Source organism: Bacillus sp. XF8 (assembly GCF_017498755.1).
GTDB lineage: Bacteria > Bacillota > Bacilli > Bacillales > Bacillaceae_G > Bacillus_A > Bacillus_A bingmayongensis.
Genome location: NZ_JAGDQK010000018.1, coordinates 164257 through 180846 on the forward strand (window position 1 = coordinate 164257; position 16590 = coordinate 180846).

Annotated in this window: 20 protein-coding genes and 1 other annotated feature; of the genes, 16 read left to right on the plus strand and 4 right to left on the minus strand. The window is 36.0% G+C overall.

What is annotated here, in order from left to right; genetic code table 11:
* Positions 1–9 precede the first annotated feature (9 nt).
* The 7 genes from J4P91_RS12020 to J4P91_RS12050 all read left to right on the plus strand — a co-directional run bounded on the left by J4P91_RS12020 (position 10) and on the right by J4P91_RS12050 (position 5972).
* Complete coding sequence (locus J4P91_RS12020; RefSeq protein ID WP_207994305.1) at positions 10–1086, plus strand: M50 family metallopeptidase; 1077 nt, start codon at positions 10–12, stop codon at positions 1084–1086.
* A gap of 130 nt (positions 1087–1216) precedes the next feature.
* Positions 1217–1357 (plus strand): DUF3985 family protein, encoded by a 141-nt coding sequence (locus tag J4P91_RS12025; RefSeq protein WP_207994306.1) that lies wholly within the window; start codon positions 1217–1219, stop codon positions 1355–1357.
* Positions 1358–1494: 137 nt separating this feature from the next.
* Positions 1495–2223: an ABC transporter ATP-binding protein gene (locus J4P91_RS12030; RefSeq protein ID WP_207994307.1), complete on the plus strand. Its 729-nt coding sequence runs from the start codon at positions 1495–1497 to the stop codon at positions 2221–2223.
* Positions 2220–3038, plus strand: coding sequence for an ABC-2 transporter permease (locus J4P91_RS12035; protein WP_207994308.1), 819 nt, complete (start codon positions 2220–2222; stop codon positions 3036–3038). Before J4P91_RS12030 ends, J4P91_RS12035 begins: the two co-directional genes overlap by 4 nt.
* A gap of 10 nt (positions 3039–3048) precedes the next feature.
* Positions 3049–3819 (plus strand): ABC transporter permease, encoded by a 771-nt coding sequence (locus tag J4P91_RS12040; protein ID WP_207994309.1) that lies wholly within the window; start codon positions 3049–3051, stop codon positions 3817–3819.
* A gap of 12 nt (positions 3820–3831) precedes the next feature.
* Entirely contained in the window at positions 3832–4521 is a 690-nt protein-coding gene (locus tag J4P91_RS12045) for a response regulator transcription factor (protein WP_207994310.1), read from the plus strand.
* Entirely contained in the window at positions 4518–5972 is a 1455-nt protein-coding gene (locus J4P91_RS12050) for a sensor histidine kinase (protein WP_207994311.1), read from the plus strand. The genes J4P91_RS12045 and J4P91_RS12050 overlap by 4 nt, the downstream gene beginning before the upstream one ends.
* Positions 5973–6001: 29 nt before the next feature.
* Here J4P91_RS12050 and J4P91_RS12055 read toward each other — a convergent pair whose 3' ends face one another.
* Positions 6002–6388: a DUF3938 domain-containing protein gene (locus J4P91_RS12055; RefSeq protein WP_017153284.1), complete on the minus strand. Its 387-nt coding sequence runs from the start codon at positions 6386–6388 to the stop codon at positions 6002–6004.
* Between the two features lie 428 nt (positions 6389–6816).
* On the opposite strand from J4P91_RS12055, the gene J4P91_RS12060 reads away from it, so the two are divergent.
* Complete coding sequence (locus J4P91_RS12060; protein WP_017153283.1) at positions 6817–7086, plus strand: hypothetical protein; 270 nt, start codon at positions 6817–6819, stop codon at positions 7084–7086.
* 315 nt (positions 7087–7401) lie between these two features.
* On the opposite strand, the gene J4P91_RS12065 is transcribed toward J4P91_RS12060, so the two are convergent.
* Positions 7402–8295, minus strand: coding sequence for a YitT family protein (locus J4P91_RS12065; RefSeq protein ID WP_017153282.1), 894 nt, complete (start codon positions 8293–8295; stop codon positions 7402–7404).
* Positions 8296–8572: 277 nt separating this feature from the next.
* Here J4P91_RS12065 and J4P91_RS12070 point away from each other — a divergent pair, with 277 nt between their 5' ends.
* The 6 genes from J4P91_RS12070 to J4P91_RS12095 all read left to right on the plus strand — a co-directional run bounded on the left by J4P91_RS12070 (position 8573) and on the right by J4P91_RS12095 (position 14231).
* Complete coding sequence (locus J4P91_RS12070; protein WP_017153280.1) at positions 8573–8857, plus strand: hypothetical protein; 285 nt, start codon at positions 8573–8575, stop codon at positions 8855–8857.
* Positions 8858–8885: 28 nt separating this feature from the next.
* Positions 8886–9668, plus strand: coding sequence for a membrane protein insertase YidC (locus tag J4P91_RS12075; RefSeq protein WP_207994312.1), 783 nt, complete (start codon positions 8886–8888; stop codon positions 9666–9668).
* A gap of 200 nt (positions 9669–9868) precedes the next feature.
* On the plus strand, positions 9869–10708 hold the full coding sequence (locus J4P91_RS12080) for a hypothetical protein (RefSeq protein ID WP_207994313.1): 840 nt from the start codon (positions 9869–9871) through the stop codon (positions 10706–10708).
* Positions 10709–10957: 249 nt separating this feature from the next.
* Positions 10958–11193: a binding site (T-box leader), on the plus strand.
* 65 nt (positions 11194–11258) lie between these two features.
* Positions 11259–12572, plus strand: a complete 1314-nt coding sequence (locus J4P91_RS12085; RefSeq protein ID WP_207994314.1) for an APC family permease — start codon at positions 11259–11261, stop codon at positions 12570–12572.
* A gap of 164 nt (positions 12573–12736) precedes the next feature.
* Entirely contained in the window at positions 12737–13909 is a 1173-nt protein-coding gene (locus J4P91_RS12090; protein ID WP_207994315.1) for an MFS transporter, read from the plus strand.
* A 79-nt stretch (positions 13910–13988) separates the two neighbouring features.
* Positions 13989–14231, plus strand: coding sequence for a hypothetical protein (locus tag J4P91_RS12095; RefSeq protein ID WP_207994332.1), 243 nt, complete (start codon positions 13989–13991; stop codon positions 14229–14231).
* Here the strand turns inward: J4P91_RS12095 and J4P91_RS12100 are convergent.
* Positions 14182–14940, minus strand: a complete 759-nt coding sequence (locus tag J4P91_RS12100) for a TrmB family transcriptional regulator (protein WP_207994316.1) — start codon at positions 14938–14940, stop codon at positions 14182–14184. The two genes, J4P91_RS12095 and J4P91_RS12100, sit on opposite strands and share 50 nt — an antisense overlap.
* A 131-nt stretch (positions 14941–15071) precedes the next feature.
* The gene (locus J4P91_RS12105) at positions 15072–15710 is read right to left on the minus strand and encodes an adhesin (RefSeq protein WP_207994317.1); all 639 of its coding nucleotides are present in this window, start codon (positions 15708–15710) and stop codon (positions 15072–15074) included.
* A gap of 188 nt (positions 15711–15898) precedes the next feature.
* On the opposite strand from J4P91_RS12105, the gene J4P91_RS12110 reads away from it, so the two are divergent.
* Together J4P91_RS12110 and J4P91_RS12115 are read left to right on the plus strand one after the other, a co-directional pair.
* Positions 15899–16201 carry an MTH1187 family thiamine-binding protein gene (locus tag J4P91_RS12110; RefSeq protein WP_001018864.1) on the plus strand — a complete coding sequence of 101 codons (303 nt, stop codon included), beginning with the start codon at positions 15899–15901 and terminating at the stop codon, positions 16199–16201.
* Positions 16202–16315: 114 nt separating this feature from the next.
* Positions 16316–16564 carry a YusU family protein gene (locus tag J4P91_RS12115; protein ID WP_017153273.1) on the plus strand — a complete coding sequence of 83 codons (249 nt, stop codon included), beginning with the start codon at positions 16316–16318 and terminating at the stop codon, positions 16562–16564.
* Positions 16565–16590 lie beyond the last annotated feature (26 nt).

Below are 16590 nucleotides of genomic sequence, written 5' to 3' on the forward strand. Positions count from 1 at the left end.
AGAAAAACGGTGGACATTTTGAAAAGACCAGCTTTTTCTATAGTTATTGTTTTTGTTTGTTCAGTTGTATATGGATGGATCAGGCCAGAGAAAGCACAGGTAATGATGGAAATGTGGGCGTTTGTTGGAAGCGTAGTGCTTGTTCTGGCTATCCATGAACTTGGGCATGTTATTTTTGGTTTTTTAAACGGTTTGAAATTTAAATTTATGACAGCGGGCCCTATTACAGTTCAAAAGGAAGGGGAAAAAATACGGATAAGAGAAAATAAAATGTGGTTGTATTTTGGAGGCGTAGCTATGTTATTACCGCCTTCTATACATACACCAAATCTTTCAAAGAAATGGGCATGGATGACGTTAGGTGGCCCGATAACGAGTTTGGCGTGCGGCTTGTTATCAGGGTATATATACATGGTGAGCTACTACCAATTTCTTTTATACTTTTCTGTATTACATTTCGTAATCTTTTTAGCTACAGCGATTCCAATAAAGGGAATTATGCTTAGTGATGGCAAGCAATTTTTAATTTTAATTAAAGGTGATGAGACTGCCAAGCAGCATTTACATAGTATTCAAGTATCTAGTGAGTTGTTGAGCTTAAAACGACCAAAAGATTGGGACGAAAAGTTAGTAGAAATAAGTGAAGAAAAAATAAAGGGCGATGAAGAGGTAAGAGAAATACTGAGTGATCTAATGCTCACATTTTATTCACGATGTGATAGAGAAGGAATGGAAGCTGGGATCGCTTGCTTAGAACAGGTTTTACAAATACCTGTTACAAAAGAAAATAAATATTTTGTTGGTGGTTTTCATAGTTGGTATTTGTTATATAAAGTGCTATATGGTATGGATGATGTTTCTTTAAAAGATATGAAGCAGCACGCGAAGGCTATAACAAGATTGGATCCGTATGGGTATTACCGTACACAGGCAATCTTAAAATATTTAGAGAAGGATGCGGAATCCTTCCATACATATATGAAAAAAGCAGAAAGTGAGCTAAAGAATGCTGAAAAGAGTGGGGGCGGCTATTTGCAATTAGAGAGAGAATGGTTCCAGCTTTTACAAAAGAAACTAGCAATATAGAGGATATCTTACGCCGAGTAAGATATCCTCTTCTCTATATGTAAATTTATTCAGTTCTATAAATGATGAGAGAAGAGTAGAATGAAGGAATTTCCTATAGGAAGAAGAGAAAGTGTTGGAGGTAGTACATATGGGTATTTTGACGCTTATTTTACTACTATTGCTCATTTGCGTTTTTTGTAAAGTGACGTATGTAGCGTTGAAGCTGTTAGCGCTCGTGTTAATTATTGTATGTATCGTTCAATTTGGAGAGAAGTTGCTTGGGCTTTGAGAGCTTGGGGGATATCGCATTTTGTAGAACGGTCGGTATATGGAAAGAAGAAGCTGCAAAAATATGCAGCTTCTTTTTTATTTGTTTATAAATTGTTTATTTTTACCTCCTATTCTAAAAGTAAGGAGGCGATAAAGATGAAAAAAGCGGTGCTAGAAGTGAAAGATGTGACGAAAAAGGTGAAGGGGAGAAGTTTGTTAAATCATATGTCCTTCTCCGTTTATAAAAATGAAATTTGTGGTTTTGTTGGGCCGAATGGTTCGGGGAAAACGACGTTGATTCGGACGATTATGGGCCTAATTAAACCGAATGAGGGAGAAATCTTAATTAACGGTGTTAGTGTACAGAAAAATCGTGAAGAGGCACTTCAATATGTTGGTGCGATTGTTGAGGCACCAATATTCTTTCCTTATATGTCTGGAAGAAAAAATTTACGAAATTTAGGCCGAATTACAATGAACAGCGGGGGAGAAAATTTAGAGCGGAAAGTTGAACAAGTGTTAAAAATTGTTGGGTTAGAAAATCGTGGCGATGACAAGGTGGGCACTTATTCATTAGGAATGAAACAACGATTAGGAATTGCGCAGGCACTTCTTGGAGACACAGATTTTATTATTTTAGATGAGCCTTCTAATGGATTAGATCCAGTTGGGATTAAACAACTTCGAAAGATTGTGCTCGATTTACAGCGTGATAAAGGAATTACTTTCTTCATTTCAAGTCATTTAATTCGTGAACTAGAGCTTATGTGTGATTCATGGGTGATGATTCGAGATGGAGCGCTCATTTGGCGGGGGACCACAGAAGAACTCAAAGGGAATAGCAAGGATCTAGAAGACATCTTTGTGGAGATGATGAGCTCATGATGATGTTAGTGCGCTCTGAATGGGAGAGACTTTGGGCGAAGAAGGTGACATGGCTTTGTTTTGCGGGGATACCGGTGATGTTACTCGGGGCAGCGAAATATTCTTTGAAACATAATCAAGAGGTCGCAAAGACCGCAGTGGATTATACCTATGCAAATTCTTTTCCTGTTTTAGCGTTATCTGAAATGCTTATGAGCATATGTAATCTCATTTTATTTGTCTTGATAGTTCTTGTATTTGCTCAAGAATACCATAGTGGACAAATACGTATGGTGTTGCAACGCGTGTATACGTATTCTCAGGTTCTTGTTGCGAAGACAATTACAGTATTGTTAGTCATGTTGTTATTTATGGTGGCCTATTTTATTTGTAGTTATCTTATTGGCTATATTTTCTTCGAACACGAATCGAATATTCTCTTATTTTATCATCAGGAAAAAATGAGTGGGATAGGTGTGTTTTTATATAGCATTTCGTATTACGGAATTGCCTATATCACTTTAATAGCGATGGCAAGTATACTCATTATGTTAGCTGTTATGAGTAAATCGACAACGAGTGCAACGCTTCTTGGTATGGGATTTATTATATTTTCTTTCGGATATCCAGCTCTTGCTTCAATTATAGGAGAATCACCTGTTTTTCTTTACGTTAATTATTCATCTTTAATCAAATTACAACATGAAGGAATCGCTATTTCGTTAGGTGGGTATAGTTGGATGGATTTTTGGGGATCTGGAGTTTTATTTGTGTATATTGTTTTTAGTAATATTGTCACGCTTTATGGGATGGGAAAAAGAGATAATTTTGTGTGAGGTGTAAACGATGAGACAAATACTTATAAGCGAATTTGAAAGAATGTTTGAGCGAAAGAAAACAAAAGTTTTAATGATTATTTTTGGGTTACTGCTCGTTTTAAATAGTATATGGGTTCATAATTTTGGAGTTGCTATTTATGATTCGAAAGGGACAGAGGTGATATTAAGTAATTTGAATTTTTCTGTTGCACTTACAAGAGAATGGTATTTTCCTTTATTTTTATTAATTTTTCCAATCTTATTTATAGATAGTTTTAATAGTGAAATTTCTTCTGGTGCCTATCGTTTTATCATGATTCGCCCGGTGAATAGATGGAAATTGTTATTTTCGAAATGGATTACTCAAGTAGTTATGATCAGTTTATTTTTAGCATTAGCTTTTGTCATTAGTTATGGATATGGAATGTTTTTTGTAAAACATGCAGAACAAACAGTGTTTTTGAATAAGCAAGTTGCATATGGAGCAGGAGCCGCCTTTTTATATACTGTGAAGTATTATGTAATACTATGGTTTATTGCGGGTTCTTTATTAATGTTGACTAGTTTTGTAAGTTTATGGTTTCAAAATTCAGTTATAACTTATTTTGTGACTATTGGATTGATAGTAGCTGGTTTGTATGTGAATGAAGAATTTAGTTATTTTTTAATTGGAAGTGAATCCATTCTTAAGGTATTAAGTGGTGATAAACCAACATTTTACCTAATAAATGGTACAATTTTAGGAGGATGTGCACTAGCAGCTATGTTTTATTGGCGCAAAAAAGATGTATATAACTAAGGGGGAAATACCATGACGGATAAAATATTACTTGTAGATGATGAACCAGATATTATTACATTCATTGAGGATAGTCTTGTCATGGAAGGGTATGAAGTAAGAAGTGCACTAACTGGAGAAGAAGCTTTAAAGAAGTTAGACAGCAGTATAGATTTAATTATTTTAGATGTTATGCTGCCAGATATAAGTGGTTTTAAAGTATGTGAAAGGATTCGAGAGTCTCATACATGCCCCATTTTATTTTTAAGTGCCGATAGCAGAGAGCAATCTCGTATTGAGGGGTTGATGATTGGCGGGGATGATTATATTAATAAGCCATTTAGTTTAAAAGAGTTGAAGGCAAGAATTATTGCGAACTTACGTCGTGCTACAGATTTAAAGGAGTCGTCTGAAAATCGTGTTCTTTGTTATGGAAATATATTAATAGACTTGCAGAGCTATGAAATAACATCAGGAAAACAAACGATTCATTTTACAAAAAAGGAATTTGAAGTTGTAAAAATGCTGGCACTTCATTCTGGTCAAGTTTTAACAAAGGAGCAGCTCTTTGAAAAGATTTGGGGCTATGATAGTGAAAGTGATGTGTCTACTGTTGTCGAGCATATGAAGAAAATACGGACAAAGCTTAGTATGTATGACGGAGAGTATACATATATACAGACTGTTTGGGGAATTGGGTATAAGTGGAGTGTACAGGCATGATGGAGAAGTGGCGGATTAAACAACAGTTAATTATTGGATTTATTATTATAATAGCGGGGAGCATTCTTTTATCTATTGCAACGATTGGAGCATTTTTATATTGGTTGCAGAAGAGTGGGGAGCAATTTATACATGCCGCTAATTATTACGAAAAAAAAATTCCAATGATTCAAGAGTATGCAATCCAAAAAGGGGAGCGCTTACTAGATAAAGAGGAGCAGAAAGACTTAGAGAAGTTAATTCCAAGAGAAGGGATTACATATCAAGTAATTGATTCAAAAGGGGAAAGGCAGTACGGGACCTATACAAGACAGGTAATCAGTAAAAATAATCCATTAGCTAAAAATCTAAATATGAATTTACATGTAGAAGATATAGATAAAAACACAACTTATTATACGCCTCTTCTAAGTGATGATGGAGAGTTGAAAGGGGCATTGGGACTCAACTATACGTTAGATGTTTCTTATGCGAATGGGTGGGTTGCTTTGCTTGTCGCAGTCGTGTTTGGTTCCCCTTTTGTATATGTTAGTTTGTTATCGTATATCGTTTCTCATCGGATTGGAAAAAGGTTATCTAGACCGCTCAGGGAATTGGTAGATGCATCAAAAAGAATCGAAGTACGAGACCTAGATTTCCATATAGAATATAAAGGGAAAAATGAAATTGGGGAACTTGTTACATCATTTGAGAATATGCGCGCAGCACTAGCCGATAGCTTAACTCGCCAATGGGAGCTAGAGGAAGAAAGAAGAGAATACGTCAGAGCGATTTCTCATGATTTGAAAACACCATTAACAATTGTGCAAGGACATACAGAAGGACTGCAAAGTGGATTATGGAAAAATGAAGAGTTGTTGCAGCGCTATTTACAAACGATTGAGCGAAATACAAATCGGATGGCGAAGCTTCTTGGGGAGTTCGATACGGTGAATGAGCTGGAGAGTTTTTCATTTCAATTATTTGTAAGTGAAGTACATGTAGAGAGCTTTTTTCATAAAAAGATAGAAGAGTATGAGTATGTTGCTAGGAAGAAAGAAATAGAATGGGATGTTATGTTTGAACAAGTGGAGGATATAAAGACACTTGTATTTGATCGAGAGAGAATGAGTCAAGTGATGGATAATATTGTGATGAATGCTGTTCGTTTTACACCAGAAGAAGGGAAGATGTTGCTAAAAGTATACATCCAGCACGATGAACTCCAATTTCATGTGTATGATTCAGGACCTGGCTTTCAATCTGGTGATGTAAAAAAAGTATTCCAGCGCTTTTATCAGGAAGATCAATCACGTTCGAGTAGTAAAAAGCATTCCGGATTAGGTTTATACATTGCGAAGAAAATTGTAGAGAAGCATGGGGGAAATATATTCGCAGAAAATAGTGCAGTATGCGGCGGGGCGCATGTGTGGTTTCGGATTCCGCGGGATATGAACAAAAAGAGGCTGTAAGATTAATCTTACAGCCTCTTTCTTTCCTATTAAGAATTACTTTCGACTCCTTGGCTAGTCTCTTCTTCAGGATCTTGCAATAGGTTAAATACATCTGCTAAGCAAAATGCGATAAACCAAGTCCAAAGACCGTGGAAGAAAGCTGAGCTTAATTGAAGAGGTAATGTATAGTTTGTCATTGAGTAGGAAATACATCCACCAACGATTCCAATCATTGTTAATAGCATTGTTTTTTGAGCATTTTCTTCTGGATTAAAGAGGAAGAAAATATATCCACCTAATATTGAAGCGCTTACAACAGATTCGATTCCATTAAAAATGATATGCTCTCCCAGCTGAATGTTTGTCCAGAAGCAAATCGTGCCACCGATGATAGCAAACAGTACAGCTACTATATAGCGTATATTTTGATTCATATGTTCATCTCCTTATGTAATAAGATGATTTGGAAGTCAAAAAGGTAGGTATAATAATAGAAGTGAGTGTTAGTTGTACGTATCTTTTTTATAAAAAGATTAAAGAAGAATAACTAAGATGAGCGGTCTTTTTAAACCGTTTCTTGTACGATATGAAAATGATTAGTTATTACGTAAACTTGCATTGAGATATACCCGACTTCTCGTTTCTTTTTGCTTATAAAAGTAAGAGAAACTCCCAAGTCTATACATTCTTTTTTGTAAGTCTTATTGTATTATAACATATTTAGTAGAATAATAATAGGAATTATCTGATTTTGTAATAAGTGTAAAATAATTCGAAGGATTATATTTTATGGATTAATATCCCATTTTATTGTACAATTAATTTGACTGAATTTTTAGTTAATAAAGAGGAGGTTGATTAGATGGGTACACAAAAGCAGCATATTGTAGTTACACCTACGAAAAGTATAGGGGTTTCTTTAGTATTAACGTTTTTGTTTGGTTCTTTTGGAATGCTGTATTCAACAATTATTGGTGCAATTATTATGATTATTATTGAATTAATTGTAGGTATTGTAACATTTGGGATTGGGCTTTTTGTTACACATATTATTTGTATGGTTTGGGGAGCACTTGCAGCTCATAATTACAATCAAAGATTATTGCGTGGAACGAATACATACACATCGTAAGTTAGCTGGTGTAAGAAGAAATTTATATCAGTTAAAACCCTTCCATTTGTATTAGGTGAACCAATCGGGCTTTTACGGTCAGTTAATCCCCCACCTAACTTCTTTAGAAAAGCGGAAGCGGCTTGCTCAGAATCGCAGGACGTTGGAGCTCCCGACAGAGAGGCGCTTTTTGCCTCGTCCGAGGGGGCGAAACGACCAGAGATTCTAGCCGCTAGAGCTGGACAATGCTCTTGCTGAATTTTGAGGTGGGGGTCTTACTGTCCGCGAATAGTAGGATAAATAAAAACGCAAGGAATCATAATTCCTTGCGCTTTCTTATATACGTTTGAAACGTCCAACGATTTCAACGGTTTCTGTAATATTCATAAACGCATGATTGTCTACATGACGAATGATACGCTTTATTTCTCCTAATTCGTAACGAGTTACGACGGTGTAAATCATTTTTTTCTTATGGTTGGTATAGCCGCCGACAGCGTCTACCATCGTCACACCACGTATACCGTGATGCAGTAGTGCGCTTTTAATTTCCTCGCCTTTTTCTGTAATTGTCATTATCGTTAATTTAATATGTTTTGTGTGCACAGCGTCAATTATCTTGCTGACAACAAAACGGCTAATTAACGTGTACAGTGTAATATCCCATCCGAAAATAAAGCCAGCGACAACAAGTAAGACTAAGTTGAAGACAAAAATAATGGCACCAATCGAAATGTCTTTATATTTCGCTACAATCAATCCAACAATATCAAATCCACCAGTTGAAGATGCAAATCGGAATATAATTCCTGATGCTGCACCACAGATAACACCACCAAATACAGAAGAAAGTAAAATATCATCTGATACTTGATGTACGGGGATAATGTTCATGGCAAGTGATGATACAGCCACGAAATAAGCTGTTAAAAAGGTTGTCTTCTTTCCTAAGTAAAAGTGACTTAGAACAAGTAGTGGGATGTTTAATAAAAAGATAAGTGCACCGATATTATAGTGCATTAAATAACCGATAATCATCCCTACACCAGCGAAACCACCGCTAATCATATTATGCGGGATAAAAAACATATTCATTGAAATAGCATACAAAATCGAAGCTACAAAAATAACAATCAACTGTATTATAAATTCTAAATGAAATGTTCTAGCTGCTGGGAAGGATAAAAAGGCGGTGTCGGGAACGTAATCGGCGTCTCCTAATTGACCCATAGTATGTTTCATCTCCATATTCATTTTTGATTACAAGAAGAGAATAATGCTTTTTTCAAAAACTGGCAATAGTTTTATTATAATGCAAAAATTTTATAAATTTCTAACAAATCAAACCTATTCAGTTATGTGTGTGAATATACTAAAGAAAGCGAATACACTAATCGTCTTCGTATATTTTCCTGATAAAATATGCAAAAGGTTTAATTTGAAAATAAAAGAAAATAGAGAACATTTGTGGAATGTGCTAAAATGAACTTATTAAGGATGTGAAGCGATGGAATTTTTATTGCAAGATGCAATTCTATATATATCTGTTGTAACGACAGCGCTTTGTTTATTAGAAGTCTTTTTTCTCGCTAATGTTTCTCGCTTTGTACGCCAGCAAACATCGAGCGGTAGACAAAAAGCTTTCGCATTAGTTGATACATGTGAAGAGCGTATAGGAAATACTCCGCTTTTTTCTATCTTCTATAAATATGGAATGATTCGTTCGGTTCGTAGACAAGAATCGAGCGGAGAGAGTGACGAGGTCGGTCCGTATACACCAATGTTTCGCTAACTAATTACGAAACATTGGAGGAATGAACATGTTAAAATCATACCGAGCTGTGCTCGTTAGTTTATCATTATTACTTGTTTTTGTTTTATCTGGGTGTAGCAATACGGCACCGATTGATGCAAATAGTACTGGGATTTGGAATCACTATTTTGTATATCCAATCTCACTTATGCTTCAATTTGCCTCACATCATGTACCTGGTGGAAGCTTTGGGATTGCGATTATTATTATTACGCTTTTGGTTCGCTCAGCAATGATCCCATTAGCTGTTTCGCAATATCGTAGTCAAATGAAGATGAAAAAAATGCAGCCAGGGATGCAAAAGTTGAAAGAAAAACATGGTGATGTAAGCAAAGATATTGAAAAACAAAAACAATATCAAAAAGAAATGTCAGAACTAATGAAAACAGGTGGGTGGAATCCTTTAGCTGGTTGCTTGCCACTTTTAATACAAATGCCGATTTTTTCAGCATTGTATTATGCGATTAGCCGGACTGAAGAGATTCGTACATCTTCATTTTTATGGGTAAACTTAGGACATGCAGATCCGTATCATATATTACCGATTCTTGCAGCACTGACAACATTTATTCAAATGAAGGTTATGCAGTCAAATGTGACACCTGGAGAGCAAGTTCAAATGCTGAAAGTGCAACAGTTCATGATGCCAGCAATGATTTTATTTATGGGATTTGCGGCGCCATCAGGACTTGTATTATACTGGATTACAGGTAACATATTTACAATGCTACAAACAATTGTGCTTAGAAAAGTAATGGATCGTGAACAAGGACAATTACAAAATGCATAGAAGAAAGCCACTCTAATTTAGGAGTGGCTTTTTTGATGTATTGAATTTTGGTACCACAATAGAATCATTTTTTACAGTCGCCAAGTCTTGTAGAAACAGTTAAGGGAAAATTAAGAAACCAACTTTACTATATGTATTGTATACGAGAGTGTACATGTTTTCGAAATGTATGTGATACAAAATGAAGGAGGAAGTTTTCTATGAAGAAGAAAAAAACAGTTGGATATTTAGTAGCTGCCGGAGCTTTATCACTAGGAATCATAGGGGGAGTAGGTGTTCCTGCTTTTGCGGCAACGAACGATGCCAATTCTACATCAGCAACAGAACAAACGACAAAAGGAAATCAGAATCAAAAATTGGATGAAGCAACGAAACAAAAAGTACAAACGATTATGGAGAACGCCAAAAAACAATTAGCTGAACTAGGTGTAAATCTTCCTGAAAAAGGGAAGCGCGTGGAAATGTTAGCGAACCTTGATGATGGGGCAAAAGAAAAGGTAAAAGCGATTATGGATCAGGAAAAATCGGGTACATTAACACATGAACAAGCAAAAGAGAAATTGGCCGAACTAGGTATAAATCTTCCTGAAAAAGGGAAGCGTGTGGAAATGTTAGCGAACCTTGATGATGGGGCGAAAGAAAAGGTAAAAGCGATTATGGATCAGGAAAAATCCGGTACATTAACACATGAACAAGCAAAAGAGAAACTAGCCGAACTAGGTGTAAATCTTCCTGAAAAAGGGAAGCGTGTGGAAATGTTAGCGAACCTTGATGACGAGGCGAAAGAAAAGGTAAAAGCAATTATGGATCAGAAGAAATCTGGTACATTAACTCATGAACAAGCAAAAGAGAAACTGGAAGAATTAGGTGTGAAACTTCCTAAAAAAGGAAAACAAGAAGAAATGTTTGCAAACCTTGATGATGCGACAAAGAAAAAAGCGGAAGCGATTATGGACAAAGTAAAAGCACAATTAGATGAGCTAGGTGTCGATTTTCCAATTAAAGATCATAAATTTTTAATGAAGAAGGCAAGTAACTAATTGAAATATAGAAAGTGTAAAAACCGTTAATAGAAGTTTCTTTCGTATGGGCAACCGAAAGAAACGATATAGAGTTTATTCTAGGACAGATTTCTCTCTTGAAGAAATCTGTCCTTTTTTATCGAAAATTAGAGAAATGTATTAGGTTCTGTTATAATATGAGAAGAAATATTTTGTATGTTATATAAAAATAATATTGATTTTTTTAGAACATTCAATATAATGAACATTAACTACAAAATTCGACATCAAGAAGTGATGATGAGGACATGATCGATTTTTTACGATTCTCAGAGAAGGAGGCCTTTGGCTGTGAGCTTCCTAATACGGAAAAATGGATTACCACCTCTGAACTGCAGCAGTGAACGAATATCTAGTAATTGCTTGCCGGCAAAAGCCGTTATTTAGACTTGAGAAATTGGTGAAGTGTGTTACTTTGCTGATGAAACAAGGGTGGAACCACGAATACAACACTCGTCCCTTTTTTAGGGAGGAGTGTTTTTTTATTTCATTTTTGCATCACACTAGAATTGGAAGGAGGAAATGCGGCATGCATCATGATGAGAAAAACAAAATTGGTTTAACGGTAGCACTATCAATCGTCGTAGGAACTATTATTGGATCTGGTGTATTTATGAAGCCAGGGAGTGTATTAGATTACTCAGGGAGTTCTAATATGGCAATTCTTGCTTGGGTAATAGGTGGCTTGTTAACATTAGCTAGTGGTTTAACTGTAGCTGAGATTGGAGCACAAATTCCAAAAAATGGTGGATTGTATACATATTTAGAGGAGATTTACGGAAGCTTTTGGGGGTATTTATCCGGCTGGATGCAAACAATTGTATATGGTCCAGCTATTATTGGGACATTAGGTTTGTATTTTAGTTCTTTAGTGATTAACTTTTTCTATCTAGATAAAGTATGGAATTTACCAATAGCAATTGGAACAGTTGTGTTCCTTGGTATTGTCAATAGTGTTGGAACGAAGTATGGAGGTATTGTTCAAACAGTTACAACAGTTGGAAAGATGATTCCGATCGTGTTAATTGTTGTTTTAGGTTTTTGGAAAGGGAATAGTGATATCTTTAACGTAGTTGTACCGATATCAGAAAATCAAAGCATTGGGATGGCAATTTTAGCAACGTTATTTGCTTATGATGGTTGGATTTTACTTGCTTCTATCGGCGGTGAAATGAAAAATCCAACAAAGTTATTACCAAAGGCAATGACATTAGGGATTTTAATTGTAACAGCAGCTTACGTATTAATTAATTTAGCATTGCTGAAAGTATTACCAGCAGCAAAGATTGTAGATCTTGGAGAAAACGCGACAGCGACAGCAGCAGGTATGCTTCTTGGAGAACATGGCGGGAAAATCATTAGTATCGGTATTATTATTTCTATTTTTGGATGCTTAAACGGAAAGATTTTAACATTCCCGCGTATTCCAATGTCAATGGCGGAACGTGGACAACTTCCATTTTCTAAGTTTATTGCTAAGGCACATGAAAAGTTTAAAACACCAGCAAATGCGATTACTTTTGAAATCATATTAGGGATTATTTTAATGATTATTAGTGATCCAAATAAGCTTTCCGAGATTTCTGTATTTATTATTTATATTTTCTATGTGATGACATTTATTGGGGTCTTCATTTTACGAAAACGTAATGAAGGGAAAGAACGTGCATACAGTGTGCCGCTATTCCCGATTGTACCAATCGTGGCGATTTTAGGATCACTATTCGTAATTGGAAGTGCGATTATTAATGATCCAATAAGCTGCTTCTTATCGATTGGAATGGTATTTACAGGTCTACCGATTTACTGGTATTTAAATAAGAAAAAAGAAACGCGGCCCTAAAGAATAGGGATAGTGCAAAGAGCAGGCATATGATATGTCTGCTCTTTTCAGTTGTAAAAAATTTCTAGTCGTATGCAGGAGAATTTACACTTGATTGCAAATGTTATTTTGGTTACTATGATTGTAGTAACCAAAAGCGAACGAAAGAAAGTGTGGGGAAAAACGTGAATTTTCGTGTATATATTTTAGCGATTGCGGCATTCGTAGTCGGGACGGTTGAGCTAATTATTGGAGGAACGCTCGATTTAGTCGCGAATGATTTAGGTGTATCTATTAGTGCAGCGGGCCAGCTTATTACAATATTCTCGGTTGTGTTTGCTCTTTCAGGACCAATTTTATTGGCGGTGACAGGAAAAATTGAGCGTAAGACATTATATATCGGGGCATTATCTATTTTCTTAATTGGTAATATCATTTCAGCACTTAGTTTGAATTACGGGATGCTCATGTTCTCAAGGGTCATTTGTGCAGCAAGTGGGTCTTTAATTATTGCATTGTCAGTGACACTGGCTTCTAGTGTTGTAGAGCCGCATTTCCGTGCGCGTGCAATTGGAATTATTTTTATGGGGATTAGTGGGTCACTCGTACTTGGTGTACCGTTAGGTCTTGTACTTGGAAATGCATACGGATGGCGTGCACCATTTGTTTTAATTTCGGTATTAACAGTTATCGCAATTGCTAGTATTTCTTTATTCTTAACAAAGGTTCCACCAGTAGCTGTATTGTCGATAAGAGAACAAATTGCTACTTTGAAAGATAAAAAGATCGTTAGTGCGCAGTTAACATCATTCTTATTCTTAACAGGACATTTAACACTATATGCATATTTGACACCGTTTTTAAAAGATGTGATGCATGTTGAAGCAAACTGGATTAGCGTGTTTTACTTTATTTTCGGTATCGCTGCAGTAATCGGCGGCGGTTTTGGAGGTTGGCTTGCTGATAAATGGGGATCGAAGAAAAGTATTATCTCTATTATTATCGTCTTTGCATGTGCGATTTTTATTTTACCGATGATGACATTCTCATTCCCGCTATTTATTATTATGATGGGACTTTGGAGTATGTTAAGCTGGGCGATTTCACCGGCGCAGCAAAATTATTTAATTGAAATTGCACCAGAATCAGCTGGCATTCAGCAAAGCTTAAACAACTCAGCACTTCATTTAGGAATTGCACTTGGCTCAACGGTGGGCGGGGCTGTGATTGAACAATCATCTGTTATATATAATGCTTGGGTAGGCGGCGGATTTGTTATTTTAGCGCTATTTTGTGCGATTTTCTCGATTACGAGAGGGCAGTCTACTCATGTGGCAAAGAAGGAATCTATCGTTTGATAGGTTCTTTTTTGCTTGCAATAAATTGAAGTATTTACCATTTTTGTATGTAAGGGTACAGAGAGGGGAGTGATGGCATATGGGTTTCGAATCAGTGATTGGCTTTTTGGCGATGGTGTTACCAGTTTTTCTGATTACTTTTGTACTACGATGGATTCGCTTCCTCTATCATAATTATGATAAACAGGTTAAGCAAAATGAGAAGATTATTGAGTTGTTAATTGAAATAAAGAAACAAAAGAAAAATAGCAAAGGAAGTTCCTTTGCTATTTTTAGTATCGTAATTTCATTAAAATGCTTCGTATTTCCTCATCATTCATAAAGAGGTCGTGATGTTTCTGTGTAATTTTCGCAAGGGCCACATCGTGATAGAAGAACTCTGTAAAGAATTTCACGAATGGCTGTGACATTGTTTTCATTGCCTGCCAAGATTCTTGTTCTACCCCAGCAAATAAAATTTCACGATCATCAATAATCAGAAGTAAGTAGCGTTCTAATGCGTTAGGTTCTTCCGTTGGGATAAGAAAATGAATATTTGCAAGTTTTGTTTCTACATTACCGACTACAAGTGCCTCAATATCAACGCCTTGCTTTGCTTTTGTTTCAAGTAAGGGAAGATACTCTAAAAAGGTATCGTTCCAAGCGGAGATACGGATAGATTGTTTCGCTTCTTCTACTAACTGTTTACTTTGTACTTGAATAGAAGATTGCATTTTTAAACTCCAAACCCGATCATCTGTGAATGATTTTTTTGAAATATTTGTTTGGAGTTCTTTAATATTAGATTGAAATTCTGTCGTTAATTTTTGGATGGCAAGGTCTAGTGGCAGGGCGGTATATAGCTTTTTCTTTTCTGAGACGGAATCCATGACCATTCCTTTATCGATGAGGCGCGCTAATACCTCATATATTTTTGCTTTTGGAACACCTGAATGTTTTACAATCGTTGTTGCATCTAGTGGTTCAACGCTTGAGACTACGACTTCATATGCTTGGCTTTCATATTGTGAGAAACCGAATTTTTGTAACATAATGCCCTCCGAACAAGTTAGATTCTATACATAAGAATAAAGAAGTATGTGCATTTACACAAGTGCTTCACTTTTTAACCAGGAAAAAAGAAAGAATAGAATCCGAATGGACCCTATTCTTTGTTGTCTGTTTAATTATGAATCGCCTTGAACATGAGTGTACCATTGTTTTCAGTAACAGTTAGTGTACCGTTAATTGCTCGAGTTGAGAATTGCTTTGTCTGAAAGTAATCTTTCGAACCGAGTTTTTCTAATATGGTATTTAAATCTTGCTCACTTAGAGCTGGATCAAGAGCTTTAATTACATTCTTTATTGTGGAATAAAAGGCGTCAATTTGCTCTTTAGATGTACCTGACCCGGCGATGGCAACAGCAGCGATACCACCAGTTGCTTTATAAATGGAAACACCCAATCCAAATTTCGTAGTAAAGATTCCGTTGTATGTTGCGATTTGTGTTGTTTCAGTAAAGAGTTTAATGCTGCTAACGGTAATGCCATTTGAACTTCCAACTGAGTTAATTGCATTTACTAGATTTTGCATGATTTGTGCCGTATCTACTGAAGCTGGTGGATTAGGTGGCGGAGTTGGATTAGGTGGTGGAGTTGGGGGAGGTTGAGGGGTTGGACTAGGCGTTGGAGTTGGATTAGGTGCTGGTTCTGGCTTCGGTTCAGGTTTTTCCACTGGTTTTGGGTCCTTCTGCCATATGTCGCACGCTGTTGTTCCAAATAGAAGCGGAATAGCTAATAAAGTAAGAAACAACTTTTTCATGTGTCCACTTCCTTTCAAAAGGATAAGGTGATTAAAAAAGGGTACCATCAATATATGCATAACAGATGGAGAAGGATTACTACGAATAAGCATATTATGAAAAATAAATTAAAAGTATAGTTATGGTTAGTAAAGTAGGAGAGAGTTTTGTACAATAGAAATGAAGAAAACATAGGAGGGAAACGATCATGGCAATTGTTGATGTATCGATTATTCCAGTTGGAACAGGTAATCCAAGCGTAAGTGAATATGTAGCAGAAGTACAAAAAGTGTTAGAGAAAAATGCAGATCGCGTGAAGTATCAATTAACACCGATGAATACAGTAATTGAAGGAGATCTTCCTGTATTACTTGAAGTAATTCAACAAATGCATGAGGTACCATATACAAAAGGTGCAAAGCGTGTAGCGACAACAATTCGTATTGATGATCGTCGCGATAAAGAAAGCACAATGGAGAAAAAATTAAACTCTGTTCGATCAAAATTATAGGGAAAAGCAGCGATTTTCGCTGCTTTTTTTATGTGTATAAATTAGGCAAGACGGGTATATGCATGATACACTTTTTTATTATCAATTGTGGAATTTAGAGAAGGAGGAAGAACGATGAGTGACAAGTTTAATGAGCAGTTTGATGGGTTGCTTGAAAAGTATACAGAATTATTGCTAGGGGAAAGCAGTGAAGAAAGAAAAGAACAGGTGCAAAAATGGGCATTGTACTCTTATATCGCGAAAACGATGCCTGCTTTAGTAAAGCATTGGAATGAGACGTATCCAGATGCAAAAGAAGAAATGGTACATTTAATAGCTAATATTAAGAAGTTAAATGAAGAACATCGTAATCATAAAGACTAAAAGCCGCTCATAGAGTGGTTTTTTTA

What these genes read in the sequence shown, in the direction of transcription:
- J4P91_RS12050 (WP_207994311.1), top strand. Translation starts at nt 4,518, where the DNA reads ATGATGGAGAAGTGGCGGATTAAACAACAGTTAATTATTGGATTTATT.
- J4P91_RS12105 (WP_207994317.1), bottom strand. Translation starts at nt 15,710, where the DNA reads ATGAAAAAGTTGTTTCTTACTTTATTAGCTATTCCGCTTCTATTTGGA.
- J4P91_RS12060 (WP_017153283.1), top strand. Translation starts at nt 6,817, where the DNA reads ATGGGTACACAAAAGCAGCATATTGTAGTTACACCTACGAAAAGTATA.
- J4P91_RS12075 (WP_207994312.1), top strand. Translation starts at nt 8,886, where the DNA reads ATGTTAAAATCATACCGAGCTGTGCTCGTTAGTTTATCATTATTACTT.
- J4P91_RS12065 (WP_017153282.1), bottom strand. Translation starts at nt 8,295, where the DNA reads ATGGGTCAATTAGGAGACGCCGATTACGTTCCCGACACCGCCTTTTTA.
- J4P91_RS12100 (WP_207994316.1), bottom strand. Translation starts at nt 14,940, where the DNA reads ATGTTACAAAAATTCGGTTTCTCACAATATGAAAGCCAAGCATATGAA.
- J4P91_RS12035 (WP_207994308.1), top strand. Translation starts at nt 2,220, where the DNA reads ATGATGATGTTAGTGCGCTCTGAATGGGAGAGACTTTGGGCGAAGAAG.
- J4P91_RS12085 (WP_207994314.1), top strand. Translation starts at nt 11,259, where the DNA reads ATGCATCATGATGAGAAAAACAAAATTGGTTTAACGGTAGCACTATCA.
- J4P91_RS12115 (WP_017153273.1), top strand. Translation starts at nt 16,316, where the DNA reads ATGAGTGACAAGTTTAATGAGCAGTTTGATGGGTTGCTTGAAAAGTAT.
- J4P91_RS12095 (WP_207994332.1), top strand. Translation starts at nt 13,989, where the DNA reads ATGGGTTTCGAATCAGTGATTGGCTTTTTGGCGATGGTGTTACCAGTT.
- J4P91_RS12070 (WP_017153280.1), top strand. Translation starts at nt 8,573, where the DNA reads ATGGAATTTTTATTGCAAGATGCAATTCTATATATATCTGTTGTAACG.
- J4P91_RS12080 (WP_207994313.1), top strand. Translation starts at nt 9,869, where the DNA reads ATGAAGAAGAAAAAAACAGTTGGATATTTAGTAGCTGCCGGAGCTTTA.
- J4P91_RS12040 (WP_207994309.1), top strand. Translation starts at nt 3,049, where the DNA reads ATGAGACAAATACTTATAAGCGAATTTGAAAGAATGTTTGAGCGAAAG.
- J4P91_RS12030 (WP_207994307.1), top strand. Translation starts at nt 1,495, where the DNA reads ATGAAAAAAGCGGTGCTAGAAGTGAAAGATGTGACGAAAAAGGTGAAG.
- J4P91_RS12110 (WP_001018864.1), top strand. Translation starts at nt 15,899, where the DNA reads ATGGCAATTGTTGATGTATCGATTATTCCAGTTGGAACAGGTAATCCA.
- J4P91_RS12025 (WP_207994306.1), top strand. Translation starts at nt 1,217, where the DNA reads ATGGGTATTTTGACGCTTATTTTACTACTATTGCTCATTTGCGTTTTT.
- J4P91_RS12045 (WP_207994310.1), top strand. Translation starts at nt 3,832, where the DNA reads ATGACGGATAAAATATTACTTGTAGATGATGAACCAGATATTATTACA.
- J4P91_RS12055 (WP_017153284.1), bottom strand. Translation starts at nt 6,388, where the DNA reads ATGAATCAAAATATACGCTATATAGTAGCTGTACTGTTTGCTATCATC.